At 70.3% G+C, this 24,381-nt stretch carries 26 protein-coding genes; 16 read left to right on the top strand and 10 right to left on the bottom strand.

From position 1 onward, the window contains the following. Nucleotides 1-21: 21 nt before the first annotated feature. From pgl to tkt, 5 genes are read right to left on the bottom strand one after another with little or no spacing between them, the layout of a single operon-like run. The gene (gene pgl, locus ACVHNB_RS29935) at nt 22-756 is read right to left on the bottom strand and encodes a 6-phosphogluconolactonase (protein WP_456228965.1); all 735 of its coding nucleotides are present in this window, start codon (nt 754-756) and stop codon (nt 22-24) included. Between the two features lie 41 nt (nt 757-797). After that, entirely contained in the window at nt 798-1,862 is a 1,065-nt protein-coding gene (gene opcA / locus ACVHNB_RS29930; RefSeq protein ID WP_456226296.1) for a glucose-6-phosphate dehydrogenase assembly protein OpcA, read from the bottom strand. Then, entirely contained in the window at nt 1,859-3,388 is a 1,530-nt protein-coding gene (gene zwf / locus ACVHNB_RS29925) for a glucose-6-phosphate dehydrogenase (protein WP_456226295.1), read from the bottom strand. The genes opcA and zwf overlap by 4 nt, the downstream gene beginning before the upstream one ends. 4 nt (nt 3,389-3,392) lie before the next feature. Then, entirely contained in the window at nt 3,393-4,511 is a 1,119-nt protein-coding gene (gene tal, locus ACVHNB_RS29920) for a transaldolase (protein ID WP_428955417.1), read from the bottom strand. 34 nt (nt 4,512-4,545) lie between these two features. After that, on the bottom strand, nt 4,546-6,633 hold the full coding sequence (gene tkt / locus ACVHNB_RS29915) for a transketolase (protein WP_456226294.1): 2,088 nt from the start codon (nt 6,631-6,633) through the stop codon (nt 4,546-4,548). A 415-nt stretch (nt 6,634-7,048) separates the two neighbouring features. On the opposite strand from tkt, the gene ACVHNB_RS29910 reads away from it, so the two are divergent. The 3 genes from ACVHNB_RS29910 to ACVHNB_RS29900 all read left to right on the top strand — a co-directional run bounded on the left by ACVHNB_RS29910 (nt 7,049) and on the right by ACVHNB_RS29900 (nt 9,703). Further along, nucleotides 7,049-8,011, top strand: a complete 963-nt coding sequence (locus tag ACVHNB_RS29910) for a heme o synthase (RefSeq protein ID WP_428955419.1) — start codon at nt 7,049-7,051, stop codon at nt 8,009-8,011. 104 nt (nt 8,012-8,115) lie between these two features. Continuing rightward, nucleotides 8,116-8,451 carry a hypothetical protein gene (locus ACVHNB_RS29905; RefSeq protein WP_428955420.1) on the top strand — a complete coding sequence of 112 codons (336 nt, stop codon included), beginning with the start codon at nt 8,116-8,118 and terminating at the stop codon, nt 8,449-8,451. A 112-nt stretch (nt 8,452-8,563) separates the two neighbouring features. Then, entirely contained in the window at nt 8,564-9,703 is a 1,140-nt protein-coding gene (locus tag ACVHNB_RS29900; RefSeq protein ID WP_456226293.1) for an amidohydrolase family protein, read from the top strand. Between the two features lie 29 nt (nt 9,704-9,732). Here the strand turns inward: ACVHNB_RS29900 and ACVHNB_RS29895 are convergent, their stop codons facing one another. From ACVHNB_RS29895 to ACVHNB_RS29885, 3 genes are all read right to left on the bottom strand, one after another. Beyond that, on the bottom strand, nt 9,733-10,737 hold the full coding sequence (locus ACVHNB_RS29895) for a COX15/CtaA family protein (protein WP_428955422.1): 1,005 nt from the start codon (nt 10,735-10,737) through the stop codon (nt 9,733-9,735). A gap of 77 nt (nt 10,738-10,814) precedes the next feature. Continuing rightward, nucleotides 10,815-11,582 carry an ABC transporter permease gene (locus ACVHNB_RS29890; RefSeq protein WP_456226292.1) on the bottom strand — a complete coding sequence of 256 codons (768 nt, stop codon included), beginning with the start codon at nt 11,580-11,582 and terminating at the stop codon, nt 10,815-10,817. Next, nucleotides 11,579-12,502 carry an ABC transporter ATP-binding protein gene (locus tag ACVHNB_RS29885; RefSeq protein ID WP_456226291.1) on the bottom strand — a complete coding sequence of 308 codons (924 nt, stop codon included), beginning with the start codon at nt 12,500-12,502 and terminating at the stop codon, nt 11,579-11,581. The genes ACVHNB_RS29890 and ACVHNB_RS29885 overlap by 4 nt, the downstream gene beginning before the upstream one ends. Before the next feature lie 112 nt (nt 12,503-12,614). Here ACVHNB_RS29885 and ACVHNB_RS29880 point away from each other — a divergent pair, with 112 nt between their 5' ends. Then, nucleotides 12,615-13,394 carry a formate/nitrite transporter family protein gene (locus ACVHNB_RS29880; protein ID WP_428955425.1) on the top strand — a complete coding sequence of 260 codons (780 nt, stop codon included), beginning with the start codon at nt 12,615-12,617 and terminating at the stop codon, nt 13,392-13,394. 51 nt (nt 13,395-13,445) lie between these two features. Here the strand turns inward: ACVHNB_RS29880 and ACVHNB_RS29875 are convergent, their stop codons facing one another. After that, nucleotides 13,446-14,237 (bottom strand): aminoglycoside N(3)-acetyltransferase, encoded by a 792-nt coding sequence (locus ACVHNB_RS29875; protein WP_456226290.1) that lies wholly within the window; start codon nt 14,235-14,237, stop codon nt 13,446-13,448. A gap of 195 nt (nt 14,238-14,432) precedes the next feature. Here ACVHNB_RS29875 and ACVHNB_RS29870 point away from each other — a divergent pair, with 195 nt between their 5' ends. The 9 genes from ACVHNB_RS29870 (at nt 14,433) to ACVHNB_RS29830 (ending at nt 22,551) form a co-directional block, all read left to right on the top strand. Continuing rightward, on the top strand, nt 14,433-15,197 hold the full coding sequence (locus ACVHNB_RS29870; protein WP_428955427.1) for a helix-turn-helix transcriptional regulator: 765 nt from the start codon (nt 14,433-14,435) through the stop codon (nt 15,195-15,197). Beyond that, nucleotides 15,194-16,618 (top strand): Fe-S cluster assembly protein SufB, encoded by a 1,425-nt coding sequence (gene sufB, locus ACVHNB_RS29865; RefSeq protein WP_428955428.1) that lies wholly within the window; start codon nt 15,194-15,196, stop codon nt 16,616-16,618. Before ACVHNB_RS29870 ends, sufB begins: the two co-directional genes overlap by 4 nt. A gap of 57 nt (nt 16,619-16,675) precedes the next feature. Continuing rightward, a complete protein-coding gene (gene sufD / locus ACVHNB_RS29860) occupies nt 16,676-17,857 on the top strand; it encodes a Fe-S cluster assembly protein SufD (protein WP_428955429.1) in 1,182 nt (393 codons plus the stop codon). Then, complete coding sequence (locus tag ACVHNB_RS29855; RefSeq protein ID WP_428955430.1) at nt 17,857-18,174, top strand: non-heme iron oxygenase ferredoxin subunit; 318 nt, start codon at nt 17,857-17,859, stop codon at nt 18,172-18,174. Before sufD ends, ACVHNB_RS29855 begins: the two co-directional genes overlap by 1 nt. A 7-nt stretch (nt 18,175-18,181) precedes the next feature. After that, the gene (gene sufC, locus ACVHNB_RS29850; RefSeq protein WP_428955431.1) at nt 18,182-18,946 is read left to right on the top strand and encodes a Fe-S cluster assembly ATPase SufC; all 765 of its coding nucleotides are present in this window, start codon (nt 18,182-18,184) and stop codon (nt 18,944-18,946) included. Beyond that, the gene (locus ACVHNB_RS29845; RefSeq protein ID WP_456226289.1) at nt 18,943-20,199 is read left to right on the top strand and encodes a cysteine desulfurase; all 1,257 of its coding nucleotides are present in this window, start codon (nt 18,943-18,945) and stop codon (nt 20,197-20,199) included. Before sufC ends, ACVHNB_RS29845 begins: the two co-directional genes overlap by 4 nt. A 12-nt stretch (nt 20,200-20,211) precedes the next feature. Then, complete coding sequence (gene sufU / locus ACVHNB_RS29840) at nt 20,212-20,670, top strand: Fe-S cluster assembly sulfur transfer protein SufU (protein WP_428955433.1); 459 nt, start codon at nt 20,212-20,214, stop codon at nt 20,668-20,670. Beyond that, complete coding sequence (locus ACVHNB_RS29835) at nt 20,667-21,005, top strand: metal-sulfur cluster assembly factor (protein ID WP_161303015.1); 339 nt, start codon at nt 20,667-20,669, stop codon at nt 21,003-21,005. The genes sufU and ACVHNB_RS29835 overlap by 4 nt, the downstream gene beginning before the upstream one ends. Before the next feature lie 154 nt (nt 21,006-21,159). Then, nucleotides 21,160-22,551 (top strand): hypothetical protein, encoded by a 1,392-nt coding sequence (locus ACVHNB_RS29830; protein ID WP_456226288.1) that lies wholly within the window; start codon nt 21,160-21,162, stop codon nt 22,549-22,551. 306 nt (nt 22,552-22,857) lie between these two features. Here ACVHNB_RS29830 and ACVHNB_RS29825 read toward each other — a convergent pair whose 3' ends face one another. Then, nucleotides 22,858-22,992, bottom strand: a complete 135-nt coding sequence (locus ACVHNB_RS29825) for a hypothetical protein (protein ID WP_428955435.1) — start codon at nt 22,990-22,992, stop codon at nt 22,858-22,860. Here ACVHNB_RS29825 and ACVHNB_RS29820 point away from each other — a divergent pair. The 3 genes from ACVHNB_RS29820 to ACVHNB_RS29810 all read left to right on the top strand — a co-directional run bounded on the left by ACVHNB_RS29820 (nt 22,991) and on the right by ACVHNB_RS29810 (nt 24,280). Continuing rightward, nucleotides 22,991-23,356, top strand: coding sequence for a VOC family protein (locus ACVHNB_RS29820; RefSeq protein ID WP_428955436.1), 366 nt, complete (start codon nt 22,991-22,993; stop codon nt 23,354-23,356). The two genes, ACVHNB_RS29825 and ACVHNB_RS29820, sit on opposite strands and share 2 nt — an antisense overlap. A 61-nt stretch (nt 23,357-23,417) precedes the next feature. Further along, nucleotides 23,418-23,738 (top strand): DMT family transporter, encoded by a 321-nt coding sequence (locus ACVHNB_RS29815; protein ID WP_428955437.1) that lies wholly within the window; start codon nt 23,418-23,420, stop codon nt 23,736-23,738. Next, nucleotides 23,738-24,280, top strand: a complete 543-nt coding sequence (locus ACVHNB_RS29810) for a TetR/AcrR family transcriptional regulator (RefSeq protein ID WP_456226287.1) — start codon at nt 23,738-23,740, stop codon at nt 24,278-24,280. The genes ACVHNB_RS29815 and ACVHNB_RS29810 overlap by 1 nt, the downstream gene beginning before the upstream one ends. Nucleotides 24,281-24,381 lie beyond the last annotated feature (101 nt).

The following is a 24,381-nucleotide window of genomic DNA, read 5'->3' as shown; positions in this document are numbered from 1 at the left end:
GGGCCTTACGCATGGCGGGAGTTACGCGACGGCCGGCGGGTACAGCTCCGGCGGCAGCTGCGACGCCGCGGCGGTGTCCAGCAGCCACAGCGTGCGCGAGCGGCCGTACGCGCCCGCCGCCGGGGCCTGGACCTCGCCCGCGCCCGACAGGGCGATCGCGGCGGCCTTCGCCTTGTCCTCGCCCGCGGCGAGCAGCCACACCTCGCGCGCGGCCCGGATCGCCGGGAGCGTGAGCGTGATGCGGGTGGGCGGGGGCTTCGGGGCGCCCCGCACACCGACCACCGTGCGCTCGGTCTCGCGGACCGCCGGGAGCTCCGGGAAGAGCGACGCGACGTGCGTGTCCGGACCGACGCCGAGCATCAGGACGTCGAAGGTCGGCACGGGGCCGTGGTCCTCGGGGCCTGCCGCGGTGGCCAGTTCGGCCGCGTACACCTCGGCCGCGGCGTCCGGCTCGTACGGGCCGTCCGACGCGGGCATGGGGTGCACGCGCGCGGGGTTGAGCGGCACGCTGTCGAGAAGGGCCTCCTTCGCCTGCGTGTAGTTGCGCTCGGGGTCGCCGTCCGGCAGGAACCGCTCGTCGCCCCACCACAGGTCGAGGCGGCTCCAGTCGACCGCGTCCCGGGCGGGCGCCGCGGCGAGCGCGGCCAGCAGGCCGTTCCCGTTGCGGCCGCCCGTGAGGACGACGGAGGCGTAGCCGCGGGCGGCCTGGGCGTCGACGATCTTGGTGATCAGCCGGGCCGCGGCCGCCTGCGCCATCAGCTCCTTGTCGCGGTGGACGACGAGTTGGGGTGCTGCACTCACTTCGCTGCCGCCTTCTTGGCCGGTGTCTTCTTCGCGGGGGCCTTCTTCGCCGGTGCCTTCTTGGCTGCCGCCTTCTGGGCGGGCGCCGCCGAGGCCGCCGAGGACCCTGTGTCCGGCACCGTCGTCTGGTCCGCGGGCTCACCCAGCCGGTCCACACCGAACCTCAGGGAGGCCGCATACGTGTCGTCCGGGTCGAGGCGCCGCAGCTCCTCCGCGATCAGCTCGGACGTCTCACGGCGCTTGAGCGCGACCGCGCGGTCCGGCTGGCCCTGGATGGAGAGCGTGGCCAGGGTGCCGTCGGCCCGGTCGAGGACGATCGGGCCGCAGGTGGACTCCAGGCGGACGCCGGTCAGCCCAGGACCCGCCGAGAGCGTGCGCCGCACCGGCACGTCGAGCCGGTCCGCGAGCCACATCGCCAGCAGCTCGCAGCTCGGGTTGAACTCCTCGCCCTCGACCTCGACCGACGTGACGTCGCACGTCACCTGGTCCAGAGCGGCCGCCAGCATGGAGCGCCACGGCGTGATCCGGGTCCAGGACAGGTCCGTGTCGCCGGGGGAGTAGGACGCCGCGCGGGCCTCCAGCTCGTGCACCGGCTGCTCGGCCGCGTACGTGTCCGTGACACGGCGCTGGGCGAGCGCGCCCAGCGGGTCGTTCGCCGGGTCCAGCGGCGCGTCCACGGGCCACCAGACGACCGTCGGGGCGTCCGGCAGCAGCAGCGGCAGGACGACCGACTGGGCGTGGTTGACGACCTCGCCGTACAGGCGCAGGACGACGGTCTCGCCGGTGCCCGCCTCGGCGCCGACCCGTACCTCGGCGTCGAGCCGCGACTTGGTGCGGTCACGCGGGGAGCGGGAGACGCGCTTGATGACGACCAGCGTGCGCGAGGGGTGCTCGCGCGACGCGTCGTTGGCCGCTCTCAGGGCGTCGTAGGCGTTCTCCTCGTCGGTGACGATGACGAGGGTGAGCACCATGCCGACGGCGGGGGTGCCGATGGCGCGGCGGCCCTTGACGAGCGCCTTGTTGATCTTGCTGGACGTGGTGTCCGTGAGGTCGATCTTCATGGGCGACGCCAGCTCCGTCCGTCTCGTGCGAGCATTTCGTCCGCCTCGGCGGGCCCCCACGTGCCGGACGGGTACTGCGCGGGCTTGCCGTGCGTGTCCCAGTAGCCCTCGATCGGGTCGAGGATGTTCCAGGACAGCTCGACCTCCTCCGTGCGCGGGAAGAGGTTCGAGTCGCCCAGCAGGACGTCCAGGATGAGCCGTTCGTACGCCTCCGGGCTCGACTCGGTGAAGGACTCGCCGTACGCGAAGTCCATCGACACGTCCCGGATCTCCATCGACGTGCCCGGCACCTTCGAGCCGAAGCGGACCGTGATGCCCTCGTCCGGCTGGACGCGGATCACGATCGCGTTCTGGCCCAGCTCCTCCGTCGCCGTGTGGTCGAAGGGGGAGTGCGGGGCGCGCTGGAAGACGACGGCGATCTCGGTGACGCGTCGCCCGAGCCGCTTGCCCGTACGCAGGTAGAAGGGCACCCCCGCCCAACGGCGGTTGTCCACCTCCAGCTTGATGGCCGCGTACGTGTCGGTCTTCGACTTGGGGTCGATGCCGTCTTCCTGGAGGTAGCCGACGGCCTTCTCGCCGCCCTGCCACCCGGCCGCGTACTGGCCGCGCACGGTGTCCTTGCCGAGGTCCTTCGGCAGCTTGATCGCGCCGAGCACCTTGGCCTTCTCGGCGACCAGCGCGTCCGCGTCGAAGGAGGCGGGCTCCTCCATGGCGGTCAGCGCCATCAGCTGGAGCAGGTGGTTCTGGATGACGTCGCGGGCGGCGCCGATGCCGTCGTAGTAGCCGGCACGGCCGCCGATGCCGATGTCCTCGGCCATCGTGATCTGCACGTGGTCGACGTACGACCGGTTCCAGATCGGCTCGAACATCTGGTTCGCGAAACGCAGCGCCAGAATGTTCTGGACCGTCTCCTTGCCGAGGTAGTGGTCGATCCGGAACACCTGGTCCGGGTCGAACACCTCGTGCACGATCGCGTTCAGCTCCTTGGCCGACGCGAGGTCGTGGCCGAAGGGCTTCTCGATGACGGCGCGCCGCCACGAGCCCTCCGGGGCGTCCGCCAGGCCGTGCTTCTTCAGCTGCTGCACGACCTGCGGGAAGAACTTGGGGGGTACGGAGAGGTAGAACGCGAAGTTCCCGCCCGTCCCCTGCGACTTGTCGAGGTCCTGGATCGTGGACTTCAGGGTCTCGAAGGCCTCGTCGTCGTCGAAGTTGCCCTGGACGAAGCGCATGCCCTGGATGAGCTGCTGCCAGACCTCTTCACGGAACGGCGTCCGCGCGTGCTGCTTGACCGCGTCGTGCACCTCCTGCGCGAAGTCCTCGTCCTGCCACTCGCGGCGGGCGAACCCGATCAGCGAGAAACCCGGGGGCAGCAGGCCCCGGTTGGCGAGGTCGTACACGGCAGGCATCAGCTTTTTACGTGACAAATCGCCCGTAACGCCGAAGATCACCAGACCCGACGGCCCCGCGATGCGCGGGAGCCGTCGGTCTGCGGCGTCACGGAGCGGGTTGGCTCCGTGTGCGGTCAAGGTTTCAGCCCTCCGAGGGGGCGAGGCGCTTGAGCTCCGCCTCGGTCGACTTGAGCAGGTCGTTCCAGGACGCCTCGAACTTCTCGACGCCCTCGTCCTCGAGCAGCTGCACGACCTCGTCGTACGAGATCCCCAGCTTCTCGACGGCCTCGATCTCCGCGCGGGCCTGGTCGTACGTGCCCGCGATGGTGTTGCCGGTGACCGCGCCGTGCTCGGCCTCGGCGTCCAGGGTGGCCTCCGGCATGGTGTTCACCGTGCCCGGGGCGACCAGGTCGTCGACGTAGAGGGTCGGCTTGTAGGCCGGGTCCTTCACGCCGGTCGAGGCCCACAGCGGACGCTGCTTGTTGGCCTGCGCCTTGTCGAGCGCGGCCCAGCGGTCGGAGGAGAAGACCTCCTCGAACGCCTCGTACGCCAGCCGGGCGTTGGCGACGGCGGCCTTGCCGCGCGCGGCCTTGGCCTCGTCCGTGCCCAGGGCGTCGAGCCGCTTGTCGATCTCGGTGTCCACACGGGACACGAAGAAGGACGCGACCGAGTGGATCTTGGACAGGTCCAGGCCGGCGGCCTTGGCCTTCTCCAGACCGGCGAGGTAGGCGTCCATGACCTCGCGGTAGCGCTCCAGCGAGAAGATCAGCGTGACGTTGACGCTGATGCCCTTGCCGATGACCTCGGTGATCGCGGGCAGGCCCGCCTTCGTCGCCGGGATCTTGATGAGCGTGTTCGGGCGGTCCACGAGCCAGGCCAGCTGCTTGGCCTCGGCGACCGTGGCCGCCGTGTTGTGGGCCAGGCGCGGGTCGACCTCGATCGACACGCGGCCGTCCTGGCCACCGGTCGAGTCGAAGACCGGACGCAGGATGTCGGCGGCGTCCCGGACGTCCGCCGTCGTGATCATGCGGATGGCCTCTTCGACGGTGACCTTGCGGGCGGCGAGGTCGGCGACCTGCTGCTCGTACCCGTCACCGCTGGAGATCGCCTTCTGGAAGATCGACGGGTTGGTGGTGACGCCCACGACGTGCTGCTGGTCGATCAGTTCGGCGAGGTTGCCGGACGTGATCCGCTTGCGCGACAGGTCGTCCAGCCAGATCGCGACGCCCTCCTCGGAGAGGCGCTTCAGTGCGTCTGTCATGGAAATTGCATCTCCTACGTGTCGTGTACGGGCGTCAGCGCTGAGCCGCGGCCAGGGATTCCCGGGCCTTCGCGACCACGTTCTCGGGCGTGAACCCGAACTCGCGGAAGAGGACCTTGGCGTCGGCCGAAGCACCGAAGTGCTCCAGCGAGACGATGCGGCCGGCGTCCCCGACGTACTTGTGCCACGTCAGAGCGATACCGGCCTCGACGGCCACCCGCGCCTTGACGGCCGGCGGCAGGACGCTGTCCCGGTACCCCTGGTCCTGCTCCTCGAACCACTCGACGGACGGCATCGACACGACGCGCGTGGCGACACCCTCGGCCTCCAGCGTCTCGCGCGCCTCGACGGCGAGCTGCACCTCGGAGCCGGTGGCGATGAGGATCAGGTCCGGGGTCTCCTTGGAGGCCTCGACGAGCACGTAACCGCCCTTGACGGTGTCCTCGTTGGGCTCGTAGGTCGGCACACCCTGACGGGTCAGGGCCAGACCGTGCGGCTTGCTCGTGCCGTAGTCCTTCTTGCCGCGGCGCAGGATCTCGCGCCAGGCGATGACGGTCTCGTTGGCGTCCGCCGGGCGGACGACGTTGAGGCCGGGGATCGCGCGCAGCGAGGCGAGGTGCTCGACCGGCTGGTGCGTCGGGCCGTCCTCACCGAGACCGATGGAGTCGTGCGTCCACACGTACGTCACCGGCAGGTGCATCAGGGCCGACAGACGCACGGCGTTGCGCATGTAGTCGGAGAACACCAGGAAGGTGCCGCCGTAGATGCGCGTGTGGCCGTGCAGCGCGATGCCGTTCATCTCCGCGGCCATGGAGTGCTCGCGGATACCGAAGTGGACGGTGCGGCCGTACGGGTTCGCCTCCGGCAGCGGGTTGCCCGCCGGAAGGAACGACGACGTCTTGTCGATGGTCGTGTTGTTCGAGCCCGCGAGGTCGGCGGAGCCGCCCCACAGCTCGGGGACGACCGGGCCGAGCGCCTGCAGGACCTTGCCGGACGCGGCACGCGTCGCGACGCCCTTGCCGGTCTCGAAGACCGGGAGCTTCTCCTCCCAGCCGGCCGGCAGCTCGCCCGCGTTGATGCGGTCGAACTCGGCGGCGCGCTCCGGGTTGGCGGTGCGCCACTCCTGGAACGACTTCTCCCACTCGGCCTTGGCCTGGGCGCCGCGGTCGAGGGCCTTGCGGGTGTGGCCGATGACCTCGTCGGAGACCTCGAAGGTCTGCTCCGGGTCGAAGCCCAGCACGCGCTTGGTGGCGGCCACCTCGTCGTCGCCGAGCGCCGAGCCGTGCGCGGCCTCGGTGTTCTGCGCGTTCGGGGCGGGCCAGGCGATGATCGAGCGCATCGCGATGAAGGACGGCTTGTCCGTGACCTTCTTGGCCGCCTCGACGGCGGCGTAGATCGCCTCGTGGTCGAGGTCGCCGTCCGCCTTCGGGGCCACGCGCTGGACGTGCCAGCCGTACGCCTCGTAGCGCTTGAGGGTGTCCTCGGAGACCGCGGTCTCGGTGTCGCCCTCGATCGAGATGTGGTTGTCGTCCCACAGCAGGATCAGGTTGCCGAGCTGCTGGTGGCCCGCGAGCGAGGACGCCTCGGAGGAGATGCCCTCCTGGAGGCAGCCGTCACCGGCGATCGCGTAGATGAAGTGGTCGAACGGGGAGGTGCCCGGGGCGGCCTCCGGGTCGAACAGACCGCGCTCGTAGCGGGCGGCCATCGCCATGCCCACGGCATTGGCGACACCCTGGCCCAGCGGGCCCGTGGTGGTCTCGACGCCGGTGGTGTGGCCGTACTCCGGGTGGCCGGGGGTCTTGGAACCCCACGTCCGGAACGCCTTCAGGTCGTCCAGCTCCAGGCCGAACCCGGCCAGGTAGAGCTGGATGTAGAGGGTCAGGGACGAGTGGCCCGCGGACAGGACGAACCGGTCCCGGCCGACCCAGTCGGCGTCCGCCGGGTCGTGTCGCATCACCTTCTGGAAGAGGGTGTACGCGGCCGGGGCCAGGCTCATCGCCGTACCGGGATGGCCGTTGCCGACCTTCTGTACGGCGTCGGCGGCCAGGACGCGAGCGGTGTCAACGGCCCGCTGGTCCACATCGGTCCACTCGAGGTCTGTGGTGGTCGGCTTGGTGCTCACCCTGAGTCAGGGCTCCTCTCCACATGTCTGATAACCGGTGACGTCGGTCTCACCGGCCGTTGTCGAGCCTACCCGTCCTGAGACGTGCATTTTTTCGAGTCATTCCAGACTGCCGGGACTCCGTCGAATCCGCCTCCTGACAGGGATCGACGCCGTTCGTCACGTGAATACGGAGCCGCTCATCTGGGGGCTCATCCGGAGACGTGAAAGCTCATCTGGAGGAAGCGCGCGACCGGTTCGGGGAAGCCGCCGCGGGTCCGCGTTGCGTCCTTCGCGGCATGCTGCCCAACACGACCCCACCCCCGCGAAGGGCGAGGTATAGGCAACGTCTACAGTGGCGTGGTACGCGCGAGCCTTTACCGGGACTTCACATCCAAGTGGACTGCTTGGGGGCTCGCTGGAGTCTTTGTCAGGGGTGTGCGTGACGGCCGTCGAATCCCGTCCACCGGGAGCGCTCGGGACGAGCAGCACGAGCAGCAGCCGGGGCCAGCGGCCGTTCGGGGCCCGTGTGAAGGCGTTCGTGGCGCTGACCAAGCCGCGGATCATCGAACTTCTGCTCATCACCACGGTGCCGGTGATGTTCCTCGCCGAGCAGGGTGTGCCGGACCTGAAGCTGGTGCTGATCACCTGCCTCGGCGGCTACCTCTCCGCGGGCGGCGCCAATGCGCTGAACATGTGGTACGACCGCGACATCGACGCCCTCATGGACCGCACGTCGCAGCGGCCGCTGGTCACCGGCATGGTGAGCCCGAACGAGTGCCTGGTCTTCGGCATCTCCCTCGCGGTGATCTCCACGCTGCTGTTCGGCTTCGCGGTCAACTGGCTGTCGGCCTGGCTGTCGCTGGGGGCGCTGCTCTTCTATGTGGTCGTCTACACGATGATCCTGAAGCGCCGCACGTCGCAGAACATCGTGTGGGGCGGCATCGCGGGCTGCCTGCCCGTCCTCATCGGCTGGTCGTCGGTCACCGACTCCATGTCGTGGGCGCCGATCATCCTCTTCATGGTCATGTTCTTCTGGACGCCGCCGCACTACTGGCCGCTGTCGATGAAGGTGAAGGACGACTACGCGCGCGTGGGCGTGCCGATGCTTCCGGTCATCGCCTCGAACAAGGTGGTCGCGCGGCAGATCGTCGTCTACAGCTGGCTGATGGTCGGTGTCTCGCTCCTCCTGACGCCGCTCGGCTACACGGGCTGGTTCTACACGGCCGTCGCCCTGGTGGCGGGCGGTGCCTGGCTGTGGGAGGCGCACGGTCTGCAGAACCGCGCCAAGGCCGAGATCACGGGCGGGAAGCTCAAGGAGATGCGGCTGTTCCACTGGTCGATCACCTACGTCTCCCTGCTCTTCGTCGCGGTCGCGGTGGACCCCTTCCTGCGCTGACGTTCCGGGCTTGTCCCCGAGCTTCCCCGATGGGTGGGGTGCGTGGCCCAGGCCACGCACCCCACCCATCGCTTGTTTGGCTACTCGTCGGTAGCATCCTGTTCATGGCAGAGACTCAAGCGGTTGAGGCGCCCCGTCGGGCGGCGAAGGACGAGCGCCGGGCGGCCAGGCTGGCCAAGGAGATCGGCGCGTTCGCCAAGGCGCACGGCGGCGCCGAGGGACAGCTGGCGTACATCGGCGAGCGCGGCACCCGCATCGTCCTCGTCGGCGAGGACGGCGGCTGGGGCGACCTGGTGGCCACCACCTACGAGGTCGCCCAGAAGGCGGTCGAGAAGGCCGGCATCACGGTCCACGAGGACTTCGACGGCGACTTCGCCGCGAAGGTGGAGACCGGCCCGTACGAGTGGAAGCGCATGGCGGGCATCCAGCTCGGCGGCTGACGCCGGGCCTCCGGTGGCCATGGGCGCAGGTGTACGACTCACGGTTGAGCAACACCAGGCGCCCGTTCACCCGTTAGGACTGTAGGAGCACGGTCCATCTACGGGAGCCCGGATGATCGAAACGCCGTCCCTGGTGGATCAGTACTGCCACGGGGTGCTGCGTACGGAACTGGGCCTCGGCACGTTCGAGGCCCACCTCGGCCGGGGCGAGGGGCCGCCCGCCCCCGGCACCACCTTCTTCGACACCCAGACCGGCTTCGCGGTGCGCCGCTGGTGCCCGCCGCTGCTCGGTCTGGAACCCCACTGCCCGCCCGCCCGCTATCTGGCCAGGCGCCGCGAACTCGGGGTCATGGAAGCGGGCCGACGGCTCCTGCGCGGCAGCGGCATCACCACGTACCTCGTGGACACGGGGCTGCCCGGCGACCTGACCGGGCCCGCCGAGATGGCCCGTGCCGGGGAGGCGGCGGCGCACGAGATCGTCCGCCTCGAATTACTGGCCGAGCAGGTCGCGGACACCTCCGGAACCGTCGAGTCCTTCCTCGCGAACCTCGCCGAGTCGGTGCACGCCGCGGCCGCGAGCGCCGTGGCCTTCACCTCGGTCGCGGGCGTCCGCCACGGCCTCGCCCTCGCGCCGCAGCCGCCGGGGCCGGGCGAGGTGCGCGGCGCGGCGGGGCGCTGGCTCGCCGGGCGCACGGTGGGCGGGCCCCTGACGGATCCGGTCCTGCTGCGCCATGTGCTGTGGATCGCCGTGGCGTCGGGCCGGCCGCTCCAACTGCACGCCGGGCTCGGTGAACCGGGCCTGCGCATCGATCGCACGGACCCGGTGCTGCTGACGGACTTCGCGCGGGCCACGGCCGGCCTCGGCACCGACCTGATCCTGCTGCACGGCTATCCGTACCACCGGCACGCCGCCCATCTGGCCGGGATCTTCCCCCATGTCTACGCCGACCTTGGTCCGGCACTGGCCCGCACCGGGGCCCGGGCCGCCGCGGTCCTCGCGGAGATCCTCGAACTGACCCCGTTCGGCAAGCTGCTGTTCTCCAGCGGGGCCCACGGCATCCCGGAGCTGCACGTGGTGGGCGCCCGGCTGTTCCGTGAGGCGCTGGGCCGGGTGCTCGGGGGCTGGGTCGCCGAAGGGTCGTGGTCCCTCGGGGACGCGCAGCGGGTGGCGTCGATGATCGCGGCGGGGACGGCCCGGCGGGTCTACGGGCTCGACGTCAGGAGCGCGGGCGGCTCGCCGACTTCGGAGTGAGGCGACGGGCGAGGCGGCCCGGGCCCGGGTCAGACGGCCGAGAGTTCCGGGTCGGCCTGGGCCGGGAGGCCCACCGTCGTCTCCGGTCGCTCGCGCAGGGACAGGGCGACGCGCAGGACGCCGATCCACACCAGTGCCGAGCCCAGCATGTGCAGTCCGACCAGGACCTCGGGCAGGTCCGTGAAGTACTGGACGTACCCGATGATCCCCTGGGCGAGCAGGATCAGGAACAGGTCGCGGGTGCGGTGCAGCGGGCCCTTGGGGGCGTCGACGGCCTTCAGGACGAACCAGAGGGCGAAGGTCAGCGTCACCACGATCCAGGCCAGGACCGCGTGCACCTTGCTGACCGTCTCCCAGTCGAGCGGCATGCGGTGGACGTCGCTGGAGTCACCCGCGTGCGGGCCGGCACCGGTGACCACCGTGCCGACCGCGATGAGGAGACCCGACGCCAGGATCAGGAACCAGACGAGCTGCTTGATCGACTTGCCGACCAGCGGGCGCGGCTCCGTGTCGCCCTCGCGGGTGCGCTGCCACATGAGCACGGCGACCGTGAGGAGGGCGGTGGTCAGGATGAAGTGGGCCGCGACCGTGTACGGGTTGAGACCGACCAGCACGACGATGCCGCCGAGCACCGCGTTGCCCATGACGACCCAGAACTGGGTCCAGCCGAGCCGGGTCAGCGAGCGCCGCCACGGCTTCTGCGAGCGGGCGGCGATGATCGCCCAGCCGACCGCGGCGCACAGCACGTACGTGAGCATGCGATTGCCGAACTCGATGGCTCCGTGGAAGCCCATCTCGCTCGTCGCGGTCAGCGACTGGTCGGTGCACTTGGGCCAGGTCGGGCAGCCGAGGCCCGACCCGGTCAGGCGCACCGCGCCGCCGGTCACGACGATCACCACCGTCATGACGACGGCGGACAGCGCCGCGCGCTGGACGGTCCGCTGCGTGGGGGTCCAGCGCTCGGCGATGAAGGCGAGCGGGCTGCGGATCGCCTGGACGGCGTCGGCGCGGGTCACGTTTGGCACGGGTCCCATCGTAGGGGGCCGCTTGTGCACGCCTTCACGAGGGGGACGTAAGTGGGCCATCTGTGACGCCCGTTACGCCCTGCCGGTCACTCCCAGCGGAAGAAACGGCCCGCCGCGCCGAGCCCCAGGACCGCCCAGACACCGAGGATGCCCAGGTCGCCCCAGGGCATCGGGGCGCCGTGCTGGAGGACGTCGCGCAGGCCGTCGGAGAGCGCCGAGATGGGCAGCAGACCGAGCACCGACCGGGCTGCTTCGGGGAACTTGTCGAGGGGCACGATGACGCCGCCGCCGACCAGCAGGAGCAGGAAGACCAGGTTGGCCGCGGCGAGCGTCGCCTCCGCCTTGAGCGTGCCGGCCATGAGCAGGCCGAGACCGGAGAAGGCGGCGGTGCCGAGGACCAGGAGCAGCAGCACGGCGAAGGGATTGCCGTGTGGGGACCAGCCCAGGGCGAACGCGATGACCGTGAGGAGAACGACCTGGAGGATCTCGGTGACCAGGACCGAGAGGGTCTTGGCCGCCATCAGCCCCCAGCGGGGCAGCGGTGAGGCGCCGAGCCGCTTGAGGACGCCGTAGCGGCGCTCGAAGCCCGTCGCGATCGCCTGGCCGGTGAACGCCGTCGACATCACGGCGAGCGCCAGGATCCCGGGGGCCAGGAAGTCGACGGCCTTGCCGGAGCCCGTGTCGACGATGTCGACGGACGAGAACAGGACCAGCAGGAGGGTGGGGATGACGACGGTGAGAAGGAGCTGCTCGCCGTTGCGGAGCAGCATCTTCGTCTCGAGCGCGGCCTGCGTGGCGATCATGCGGGGCAGCGGTGCCGCTCCGGGGCGGGGGGTGTACGTACCGGCGCTCATCCGCGCAGCTCCTTGCCGGTCAGTTCGAGGAAGACGTCTTCGAGGGTGTGCCGCTCGACGGAGATCTTGTCCGGCATCACGCCGTGCTGGGCGCACCAGGAAGTGACCGTCGCCAGGAGCTGCGGGTCGACCTTGCCGGCCACGCGGTAGGAGCCGGGGGTCAGTTCGGCGGCCGCGGAGTCGGCGGGCAGGGCCTTGAGGAGCGAGGCCACGTCCAGACCGGGGCGGCCCGTGAAGCGCAGGGTGTTCTCGGCGCCGCCGCGGCACAGCTGCTCCGGGGAGCCCTGCGCGATGACCTTGCCGGCGTCGACGATCGCCACGTCGTCGGCGAGCTGCTCGGCCTCGTCCATGTGGTGCGTGGTGAGGATGACCGAGACGCCGTCGGCGCGCAGGTCCCTGACCAGGTCCCAGGTGGCGCGGCGGGCCTGCGGGTCGAGACCCGCCGTCGGCTCGTCGAGGAAGACCAGCTCGGGGCGGCCGACCACGGCCATCGCGAGGGCGAGGCGCTGCTGCTGACCGCCGGACAGCCGGCGGTACGTCGTGCGGCCGCAACTGCCGAGCCCCAGGCGCTCGATGAGGGCGTCCACATCGAGCGGGTGGGCGTGCAGCTTCGCGATGTGGCGCAGCATCTCGTCGGCGCGGGCGCCCGAGTAGACGCCGCCGGACTGCAGCATCACGCCGATGCGGGGGCGCAGCGCCGAGGCCTGCCCGACCGGGTCGAGGCCGAGGACGCGGACGGTGCCCGAGTCCGCCCGCCGGTAGCCCTCGCAGGTCTCGATCGTGGTGGTCTTGCCCGCGCCGTTGGGGCCGAGGACCGCCGTGATGCCGGGGGCTGCCGTGAGGTCGAGACCGTCGACCGCGGTCTTGTTTCCGTACCGCTTCACCAGTGCGGTGAGGTGGACGACGGGCTCGCTTCGCATGGTGGGCAAGTCTAGGGACGGGTCGCAGGTCCCGGGCGGGCGGGGCGGCAGGTCCCGGCGCAGGTGACCTTTTCCGGTCAGCACCGGACCGGGGCGGACCTAGCGTCGATATGTGACCAGCATCGCGCAGAACGTGGAGGAGACGTCCGAGCAGGCCGCCCACAAGGCGCACGATCTGCGACGGACACCGCGCTACTTCGTCTCGGCCGTGCTCGCGGGCGCGTACATCGGGGTCGGCGAAGTGCTGCTGCTCGTCGCGGTGTCCCCGTTCGTCCAGGCGGGTTCCGCGGCGACCAGGCTGCTGGAGGGGCTGGTCTTCCCGATCGCCTTGACGATCGTGATGTTCGCCGGGGCGCAGCTGTTCACCAGCAACGTGATGGTGATGCTCATCGGCGCGCTCACCGGACGGACGGGGGCGAAGGACCTGGCGGGCAGCTGGGCGCTGTCGCTGGCGGGCAACGGCGTGGGAGCGTTCCTGTTCGGCGCGATGGTGCACGCGTCCGGGGTCGCCTCCGGTACGCCGGCCCGCGCCATGCTCGCGGAGATGGTCCACGGCAAGGAGGCCCTGGCCGGGGGCCAGCTGTTCTGGCGGGCCGTGCTGTGCAATCTCCTCGTGTGCCTCGCGATCTGGATGTTCTACCGGGCCAAGGGCGACGGGGCGAAGATCTTCGTGCTGTGGATCCCGGTGTTCGTGTTCGTGGCCGTCGGGTTCGAGCACTGCGTGGCGAACATGGCCCTGTTCAGCCTGGCGATCCTGGACGGGAGCGCGGGGTTCGGCGATCTGCTGCGGAACCTGGCGTTCACCGTGCCGGGCAACATCGTGGGCGGCGGGCTGCTGGTCGCGGGCTCGTACTGGTTCATGGGGCGGCCCGAGCGCGAGGAGGATCTCTAGGGCCCGCGACACGATCCGCCGGACAGGCCCTGGGCCCCGGGGCCGTCGCCTCTAGGGCCGCGGCGGGCGGTGCGCGGGGAGCCACTTCTGTGCGTAGGCCACCGCGTCCGCCAGCGGGAACAGACGCGTCTGCGCCGCACCGACCCGGCCGGTCACGACCGGCACGTCCCGTTCGAAGGCCGCGCCGAGCTCGTCGAAGCGGTCCGCGCTGATCGCCACCTCGCCGACGTGCTCCCAGCCGGCGGGACCCGGTCGGCCGGCGTCCTCCGTGCGGTGCGGGACGCGGTACTCGGCCAGATGGAAGCCCGTGCACGCCCCGTATCCCGCGCCGAGCATCAGCACGCGTGCGCCCCGTTCCTCCAGACGGGCCAGCGGACTGCGCTCGCCGAGCCGGCAGTCCGGCGCGTGCCCCTCGACGATCTCCGCGGCGCGCGGGCCGAGCGCGGCGAACGACGTCTGGGGGTGCGCGCTGCGCAGGGCGCCCGGCCAGCTGCGTACGGCCTCGGGGATCACGCCGACGGAGCGGCTGGGCGTGGTCCGCGGGTCGTAACCGGGCATGGTCGCCCGGACCGTCTCCCACCAGTCCGCCGGCACCGGCGGGTCGCTCCAGAGCGCCGGATCGGTGAGGTCGCCGGAGTGCGCGGGCACGACCAGCGTGCCGTCGTCGCCGAGTGCGTCGAGGAGGGCCTGGACGACGGCTGCCTGCCCGCCGTTGACCCAGCCGAGGCTGCTGAGGGAGGAGTGCACGAGCAGGATCTCGCCGGCCTCGACACCGAGCGCGCGAAGGTCGCACGCGAGCGAGGCCCGGGTGACGAGCGGGCCGGTGGGGAGGGGTGCGGGCATGGTCGGCAGTGTCCCGGCGGGGCCGCTGCGGCGCCACGCATTTACGCGCCGGAGCCGCCCGACTCTGATCGATCAAAGATCGTTTCCGCAGGTCACGCCACGTATCTACTTAGGTCTACCTAAGTGATGCACGGCACCGCCGCGCGATCACCAGCCCGCTTGTCAGGCTCTGAGGAATTACGCAACAATGGCGTTGTGAAAAACGTCGGCGAGGCTCAGGAGGCACCCACGGGGGCCCCTCACGAGGAGCTCGCGACCGGGGAGCGATCGACGCGCAACCGGGTCGCGCGCTCCATCCTGGACCACGGCCCGTCCACCGTCGCCGATCTCGCCGGACGCCTCGGCCTCACCCAGGCCGCCGTCCGCCGCCACCTCGACGCCCTCGTAGCCGATGACGTCGTGGAGGCACGGGAACAGCGGGTCTACGGGGCGCGTACGCGCGGCCGGCCCGCCAAGGTGTTCGCGCTCACCGACTGCGGCCGCGACGCCTTCGACCAGTCCTACGACAAGCTCGCCGCGGACGCGCTCCGCTGGATCCAGGAGCAGGCCGGCGGGGACGAGGCAGTCGTCGCCTTCGCCCGGGCCCGGATCGCCGCGCAGGCCGTGGCGTACCGCGAGGCGGTGGAAGGGGCACCGCCCGGCGGACGGACCGCAGCGCTGGCCAAGGCCCTGAGCGCGGACGGGTACGCTGCTACGGCGCGCAGCGCGCCCCTCCCGCAACAGGGCGAGCAGCTCTGCCAGCACCACTGCCCGGTCGCGCACGTCGCCGAGCAGTTCCCGCAGCTGTGCGAGGCCGAGACGGAGATGTTCTCGCAGCTCCTCGGCACGCACGTGCAGCGGCTGGCCACCATCGCCCACGGTGACGGCGTCTGTACGACGTTCATCCCCAAGGGCGCCAAGAACACCCCCAAGACCATCACCAACGCATCTGCAAGCACCGCCGGGAGGAACCCCGCATGACTCTCCCCATCGAGGAGACTGCCCACCCTGAGCTCGAGGGCCTGGGCAAGTACGAATACGGCTGGGCAGACTCCGACGCGGCCGGTGCCTCTGCCAAGCGCGGCATCAACGAGGACGTCGTCAAGGACATCTCGGACAAGAAGTCCGAGCCGGAGTGGATGACCAAGCTCCGCCTCAAGGGCCTGAAGCTCTTCGGCAAGAAGCCCATGCCGAACTGGGGCTCGGACCTGTCGGGCATCGACTTCGACAACATCAAGTACTTCGTGCGCTCCACGGAGAAGCAGGCGGAGTCCTGGGAGGACCTGCCCGAGGACATCAAGAACACGTACGACAAGCTCGGCATCCCCGAGGCGGAGAAGCAGCGCCTCGTCGCCGGTGTCGCGGCCCAGTACGAGTCCGAGGTCGTCTACCACCAGATCCGCGAGGACCTGGAGGAGCAGGGCGTCATCTTCCTCGACACCGACACCGCCCTGAAGGAGCACCCGGAGCTCTTCAAGGAGTACTTCGGGACCGTCATCCCGGCCGGCGACAACAAGTTCGCCGCGCTGAACACCGCCGTGTGGTCGGGCGGCTCCTTCATCTACGTGCCGAAGGGCGTGCACGTCGAGATCCCGCTCCAGGCCTACTTCCGTATCAACACGGAGAACATGGGCCAGTTCGAGCGGACGCTGATCATCGTCGACGAGGACGCCTACGTCCACTACGTCGAGGGCTGCACCGCGCCGATCTACAAGTCGGACTCCCTGCACTCCGCGGTGGTCGAGATCATCGTGAAGAAGGGCGCCCGCTGCCGCTACACGACCATCCAGAACTGGTCGAACAACGTCTACAACCTGGTCACCAAGCGCGCCGTGGCGTACGAGGGCGCGACCATGGAGTGGATCGACGGCAACATCGGCTCCAAGGTCACCATGAAGTACCCGGCCGTCTACCTGATGGGCGAGCACGCCAAGGGCGAGACGCTGTCCATCGCCTTCGCGGGCGAGGGCCAGCACCAGGACGCCGGTTCCAAGATGGTCCACATGGCGCCGAACACGTCCTCCAACATCGTCTCGAAGTCCGTGGCGCGCGGCGGTGGCCGCACCTCCTACCGCGGTCTCGTCGAGATCGGCGAGGGCGCCGCCGGATCGAAGTCGAACGTGCTGTGCGACGCGCTGCTCGTCGACACCATCTCGCGCTCCGACACGTACCCGTACGTCGACGTCCGCGAGGACGACGTGTCCATGGGCCACGAGGCGACCGTCTCCAAGGTCTCCGAGGACCAGCTCTTCTACCTGATGAGCCGCGGACTCTCCGAGTTCGAGGCCATGGCGATGATCGTGCGCGGCTTCGTCGAGCCGATCGCCAAGGAGCTGCCCATGGAGTACGCGCTCGAGCTCAACCGGCTGATCGAGCTGCAGATGGAAGGCTCGGTGGGTTAACCCCTACCGCCTTCTCCATCAAGCCACTTACGTAAGAAAGCGAGCGCTACGACAGCCATGGCTGAGGCTCAGAACATCCCGGCCGGTTCGACCACTGCCGGAACCATCGCGGTGGCCGCAGAGTCGACCGTCGCCACGCGCATGAGCGCGCCCCCGTCCTTCGACGTGCAGGACTTCCCGGTCCCGCACGGCCGCGAGGAGGAGTGGCGGTTCACGCCGCTGGAGCGGCTGCGCGGCCTGCACGACGGCACCGCCGTCGCCACCGGCACCGGCGTCAAGGTCGACGTGGAGGCGCCGGCCGGCGTCACCGTCGAGACCGTCGGCCGGGACGACGCCCGCATCGGCAAGGCGGGCAAGCCCGTCGACCGCGTCGCCGCCCAGGCGTACTCGGCGTTCGAGAAGGCGTCCGTCGTCTCCGTGCCCAAGGAGACGCAGCTGACCGAGCCGATCCGGATCGCCGTGCACGGCGAGGGCGGCGTCGCCTACGGCCACCAGGTCATCGAGCTGGGCGCCTTCGCCGAGGCCGTCGTCGTCATCGACCACACCGGTGACGCGGTGCTCGCCGCCAACGTCGACTACCTGCTCGGCGACGGCGCGAAGCTGACCGTCGTGTCGGTGCAGGACTGGGACGACAAGGCCGTCCACGTGGCGCAGCACAACGCGCTCGTCGGCCGCGACGCCTCCTTCAAGTCCGTCGTCGTCACCTTCGGCGGTGACGTCGTCCGCCTGCACCCGCGCGTGCAGTACGCGGCCACCGGCGGCGAGGCCGAGCTGTTCGGCCTCTACTTCACCGACGCGGGCCAGCACCAGGAGCACCGCCTCCTGGTCGACCACACCGCCCCGCACTGCAAGTCGAACGTCGTCTACAAGGGCGCGCTCCAGGGCGACGACGCGCACGCCGTGTGGATCGGCGACGTCCTCATCGAGGCCGCCGCCGAAGGCACCGACACCTACGAGATGAACCGGAATCTCGTGCTCACCGACGGTGCGCGCGTCGACTCCGTGCCGAACCTGGAGATCGAGACCGGCGAGATCGTCGGCGCCGGTCACGCCTCCGCGACCGGCCGCTTCGACGACGAGCAGCTCTTCTACCTGATGGCCCGCGGCATCCCCGCGGACGAGGCCCGCCGCCTCGTCGTGCGCGGCTTCTTCGCCGAGCTCGTCCAGCAGATCGGTGTCCCGGACATCGAGGAGCGCCTGATCGGCCGGATCGAGACCGAGCTGGAGGCCACGGTCTGATGGCCTTCGTACGCGCCTGCGGCCTTGGCGAGCTGGAGGAGGACACCCCGAAGCGGGTGGAACTCGACGGCACGCCGGTCTCGGTCGTCCGCACCGAGGGGGAGGTGTTCGCGATCAACGACATCTGCTCGCACGCGAACGTCTCGCTCTCCGAGGGCGAGGTGGAGGACTGCCAGATCGAGTGCTGGCTGCACGGCTCCGCGTTCGACCTCCGCACCGGCAAGCCGTCCGGCCTTCCCGCGACGCGCCCCGTCCCCGTATACCCCGTAAAGATCGAAGGGGACGACGTGCTCGTCTCCCTCACCCAGGAGTCCTGAGGCACCCATGGCAACGCTTGAAATCCGAGACCTGCACGTCACCGTCGAGGCCGACAACGCCACGAAGGAGATCCTCAAGGGCGTCGACCTCACCGTGAAGCAGGGCGAGACGCACGCCATCATGGGCCCGAACGGCTCCGGCAAGTCGACCCTCGCCTACTCCCTCGCGGGTCACCCGAAGTACACGATCACCTCCGGCACCGTCACGCTCGACGGCGAGGACGTCCTGGAGATGTCCGTCGACGAGCGCGCCCGCGCCGGCCTCTTCCTCGCCATGCAGTACCCGGTCGAGGTCCCCGGCGTCTCCGTGTCGAACTTCCTGCGCACCTCGGCCACGGCCGTGCGCGGCGAGGCCCCCAAGCTGCGCACCTGGGTGAAGGAGGTCAAGGAGGCCATGGAGAAGCTCTCCATGGACCCGTCCTTCGCCGAGCGCAACGTGAACGAGGGCTTCTCCGGCGGTGAGAAGAAGCGCCACGAGATCCTCCAGCTGGAGCTCCTCAAGCCGAAGATCGCGATCCTCGACGAGACCGACTCCGGCCTGGACGTCGACGCGCTGCGCATTGTCTCCGAGGGCATCAACCGCGTCCGTGAGAACGGCGAGGTCGGCACCCTCCTGGTGACCCACTACACGCGCATCCTGCGCTACATCAAGCCCGACCACGTGCACGTCTTCGCGGGCGGCCGCATCGTCGAGTCCGGCGGCGCCGAGCTCGCCGACCAGCTCGAGGCCGAGGGCTACGACAAGTACGTGAAGGGTGGCGCATCCGCGTGACACAGCTGCCGGGCCTCCTCGACACCGAGGCGATCCGCAAGGACTTCCCGATCCTCGACCGGGTGCTCCACGACGGCAAGAAGCTCGTGTACCTGGACAACGCGGCGACCTCGCAGACGCCGCGCCAGGTCCTCGACGTGCTCAGTGAGTACTACGAGCAGCACAACGCCAACGTCCACCGCGGCGTGCACGTGCTGGCCGAGGAGGCCACGGCGCTGTACGAGGGCGCGCGCGACAAGGTCGCCGCGTTCATCAACGCGCCGAGCCGCGACGAGGTCATCTTCACGAAGAACGCCTCGGAGTCGCTCAACCTCGTCGCCAACATGCTGGGCTGGGCCGACGAGCCGTACAAGGTCGATCACGAGACCGAGATCGTCATCACGGAGATGGAGCACCACTCCAACATCGTTCCGTGGCAGCTGCTGTCGCAGCGCACCGGCGCGAAGCTGAAGTGGTTCGGCCTGACCGACGACGGCCGCCTCGACCTGAGCAACATCGACGAGATCATCACCGAGAAGACGAAGATCGTCTCCTTCGTGCTGGTGTCGAACATCCTGGGCACCCACAACCCGGTCGAGGCCATCGTGCGCCGCGCCCAGGAGGTCGGCGCCCTGGTCCTGATCGACGCCTCCCAGGCCGCCCCGCACATGCCGCTCGACGTGCAGGCGCTGCAGGCCGACTTCGTGGCCTTCACCGGCCACAAGATGTGCGGCCCGACCGGCATCGGCGTCCTGTGGGGCCGGCAGGAGCTCCTGGAGGACCTCCCGCCGTTCCTCGGCGGTGGCGAGATGATCGAGACCGTCTCGATGCACTCCTCCACCTACGCTCCCGCGCCGCACAAGTTCGAGGCGGGTACGCCGCCGATCTCGCAGGCCATCGGCCTCGGGGCGGCGATCGACTACCTGAACGCGATCGGCATGGAGAACGTCCACCGGCACGAGCAGGTGCTCACCGAGTACGCGGTGAAGCGGCTCCAGGAAGTCCCGGACCTGAAGATCATCGGCCCGGCCACGGCCGAGGACCGGGGCGCCGCGATCTCCTTCACGCTCGGCGACATCCACCCGCACGACGTGGGCCAGGTCCTCGACGAGCAGGGCATCGCGGTCCGGGTCGGCCACCACTGCGCGCGGCCCGTCTGCCTGCGGTACGGAATTCCTGCGACCACGCGAGCGTCGTTCTATCTGTACTCCACGCCCGGCGAGATCGACGCGCTGGTCGACGGCCTGGAGCACGTACGGAACTTCTTCGGGTAGAGGGCTGGGACTGTGAAGCTGGATTCCATGTACCAGGAAGTCATCCTGGACCACTACAAGCATCCGCACGGGCGCGGTCTGCGGGACGGCGACGCCGAGGTGCACCACGTCAACCCGACGTGCGGCGACGAGATCACGCTGCGCGTGAAGTACGACGGCGAGAAGATCGAGGACGTCAGCTACGAGGGCCAGGGCTGCTCCATCAGCCAGGCCTCGGCCTCCGTGCTGAACGACCTGCTCGTCGGCAAGGAGCTGTCGGACGCGCGGCGGATCCAGGAGACCTTCCTGGAGCTGATGCAGTCCAAGGGGCAGATCGAGCCGGACGACTCGATGGAGGAGCTCCTGGAGGACGCGGTCGCGTTCGCCGGGGTCTCCAAGTATCCGGCGCGAGTGAAGTGCGCCCTCCTGAGCTGGATGGCGTGGAAGGACGCGACGGCCCAGGCCTTCGCGGAGGAGGCGAAGACCGCATGAGCGACAACACGGCAGTGGAGATGAAGCCGGCCTCCGAGGAGGAGGTCCGCGAGGCGCTGTACGACGTCGTCGACCCCGAGCTGGGCATCGACGTCGTGAACCTCGGTCTCATCTACGGCATCCACATCGACGACGCGAACATCGCGACGATCGACATGACGCTGACGTCCGCGGCCTGCCCGCTGACCGACGTCATCGAGGACCAGGCCAAGTCCGCCACCGACGGCATCGTCAACGAGCTGCGGATCAACTGGGTCTGGATGCCGCCGTGGGGCCCGGACAAGATCACGGACGAGGGGCGCGAGCAGCTGCGGGCGCTCGGCTTCAACGTCTGACCTGTGCTGATGGAGCGGCCCCGGCGGGTATTCCGCCGGGGCCGTTCGGCGTCCTGGACCCGCGGAGTTCGACTCCCGTACGCATGATCGATACGTGGTGTTGGTGTGCGGAGCGGAACCTTCCCGTCGACATCACGTCGACGAAGGGCTCCCAGTGCCGCACCATTCTCCGCGCTCGCGCCGCACGGCCGTCGCCGCCGCCGGCGGTCTGCTCACGCTGGCTGTCGTCAGCGGCAACTTCCCGGCGGGCGCGGCCAGTTCGGCCACCCCGACGATCAAGCTGTCGGCCGCCTACCTGAGCGGCGCCGTCGGCGGCGTCGGCGACCCGACGGTCACCGTGAGCGTCGCGCAGAGCGGGGCCGACGCCTCCGCCCTCACCGTCACCGCGTCGGCCAGCAGCAAGACGTCCGTCGCGCAGACCGGCGACGTGACCGTCAGCGGGACCGGCGCGACCCGCACCGTCTCCGTCGCCGCGCGCGGCCAGGGCTACACCGACCTGACGCTGAAGGTGACCGGCACCGGCGGCGCCACGGCGACGACCAAGCTGCACTACGCGGCCTCCGGGTCCGTACAGAACCCGTCCGGCACCCGGTACTTCACGGGCTCCAGCGACGCGTCCGCCGCCGTCGAGGTGGGCGGCGGCTATGTCGTCGTCGCGGACGACGAGTCCAACGTGCTGCGCCTGTACGACGGTTCGGCCTCCGGCGCCCCGGTGAAGACCTGGGACATGTCCGCCAAGGTCGGCGCCGACAAGGAGATCGACATCGAGGGCGCCGCCCGCGTCGGCGACCTCATCTACTGGACCGGCTCGCTCGGCAACAACAAGGACGGCGAGTACAAGGCCGACCGCAACACCGTCTTCACGACCTCGGTGAGCGGCAGCGGGGCCGCCACCCAGCTGACGTACGCGCACTCCTACAAGAAGCTGCGCGACCAGCTCGTGGCGTGGGACGAGGCGAACGGGGACCGGTACGGGTTCGCCGCCGGGACCGAGGACGGGCAGGTGCCCAAGCAGATCGACGGGTTCAACGTCGAGGGGCTCGAGTTCGCGCCCGGGTCGACCACGACCGCGTACCTCGGTTTCCGCGCGCCCCTCGTGCCGCCGAAGGACGGAGGCAAGGGACTGATCGTGCCCGTCACCAACTTCGACAAGGTGGTGGCGAGCGGGGCGGCCCCGGTGTTCGGCACGCCCATCGAGCTCGACCTGGGCGGGCTCGCCGTGCGCGACATCCGCAAGAACTCCGCGAACCAGTACCTGGTCCTGGCCGGCAGCTGGGCCGCCGACGACAACTCCGACCCCTACGCCCTCTACCAGTGGGACGGCGTCGCGGGACACGCGCCCGTCAAGCGCGCCGACCTGCCGACGAGCGACCCGGGCGGCTGGGAGTCGGTCGTCTCCGTGCCGGACCTGTCGCAGTCCGGGCAGCGCGCGCAGCTGATCACCGACAACGGCTCCGCCGACCTGTACGGCGACGGCACCGAGGCCAAGGACCTCGACCACGACGAGTGGAAGAAGGCGCGGGCGGCCTGGTTCACGGTGTCGTAGCGCGGGCCACGGGCGGTGCCGCAGGGCGCCGTCCACGGATTCGTACGGGATTCCCAGACGTCCCCCAGGGTGCCTCAGTGGTGAGCGCGAGCCCGGCCGGGTGCGTGTCTGTGATCCCGTACGGCCCGTCTTCGTCGTGGGGTGTCTCCACGGGCTGGGTCTGGACGCGGGCGGCGTGGAGCGGTCGGTCAGTGATTGACGCTGCATCAGATCCACTTGCACGAGGCGGTGTTGGGGGAGTGGCTCGCCTCGCGCGGCTACGAACCGGCCGGCGTCGTGCGGCCCGACCCCGGCGGAACTCGCCCGCTACCGGCAGGTGGCCGCGCTGCGCCGGGCCGCGTGCCTGAAGCGCGGGATGGTCGACCGGACGATGCGGCCGCGGGAGCGCGGCCCCGTGGGCGACCTGCGGCAGGCGACCTGACGGGTGAGACTGGCGGACATGACCGTCTCCCTGTACCAAGTCACCGTCAACTCCCGCGACGCCGCCGCCCTCGCCCGCTTCTGGTGCCAGGTCCTCGACTGGCAGGTGCTCTACGAGGACGACGACGAGGTCGTGATCGGGCGCGACGCCGCCGCGCTGCCCGGGATGTGCTTCGTCACGGTGCCCGAGCGCAAGAGCGGCCAGAACCGGTTGCACATCGACCTCTCCCCGGACGACCGGGACGCCGAGGTCGAGCGGATCATCGCGCTCGGCGCGCGCCGGGCCGACGTGGGGCAGGGCGACGACGTGACCTGGGTCGTCCTCGCGGACCCGGAGGGCAACGAGTTCTGCGTGCTGCGGCCGAAGAAGACCCTGCTGGACTGAGTCAGGGCGAGCCCGGGCGCGTTGTGTACGAGCGTACGCAACGATGCGTACACTCGTACACATGGGATACGTACTGCTCGCCGGCGCCATCGCCGCCGAAGTGGGGGCCACCACGGCCATGAAGTACAGCGAGGGGTTCAGCAGGCTCTGGCCCTCGCTGATCACCGTCGCCGGGTACGTGATCGCGTTCGCGCTGCTCGCCCAGACGCTGAAGACCGTGCAGATCGGCACCGCGTACGCGATCTGGGCGGGCACCGGCACGGCCGTCATCGCCGCGATCGGCATGATCTTCCTCGGGGAGGGGCTGACCCTCGCCAAGGTCGGCGGCATCGTGCTCGTCATCGGCGGCGTCGTGCTCCTGAACCTCGGCGGGGCGCACTGATGCCGCGCCGCTACGACCCCGAGCGGCGCCAGCGGATCATCGACGCCGCGATCCGGGTGGTGGGGGAGAAGGGGATCGCGGGGCTCAGCCACCGCACCGCCGCCGCCGAGGCCGATGTCCCGCTGGGCTCGACGACGTACCACTTCACCACGCTCGACGAACTGCTGGTGGCCGCGCTGCGGCAGGCCAACGAGGGGTTCGCGAAGGTCGTCGCCGCGCACGGCGCCTTCCGCGACCCGGGCGTCGACCTCGCCGACGAGCTGGCCGGAGTGCTCGGCGAGTGGCTCGCCGGGGACCGGGTCGGCGTGGAGCTGGAGTACGAGCTGTACCTCGCCGCGCTGCGCCGCCCCGCGCTGCGGCCGGTCGCCGCCGCATGGTGCCAGGAACTGTCCGAGGTCCTCGCCGAGCGCACCGACCCCGTCACCGCGCGGGCCCTGGTCGCGCTGATGGACGGGATCTCGCTTCAGGTGCTGCTCACGGGCGGGGAGTACGACGCGGACTACACACGGGAGATGCTGGCGCGGCTGATCCCAGCCGCGTGAGGTCCTGGGGCGGACCCGGTGGCTGATCGTCAAGGACCACAAGGAGTCGTTCGACTTCCTGGGTGCCGACGACACCCCCGACCGGCCCGACCGGCCGTGGC

Source organism: Streptomyces sp. YJ-C3, from assembly GCF_053891275.1.
This window is presented reverse-complemented; position numbering and strand designations above follow the sequence as displayed.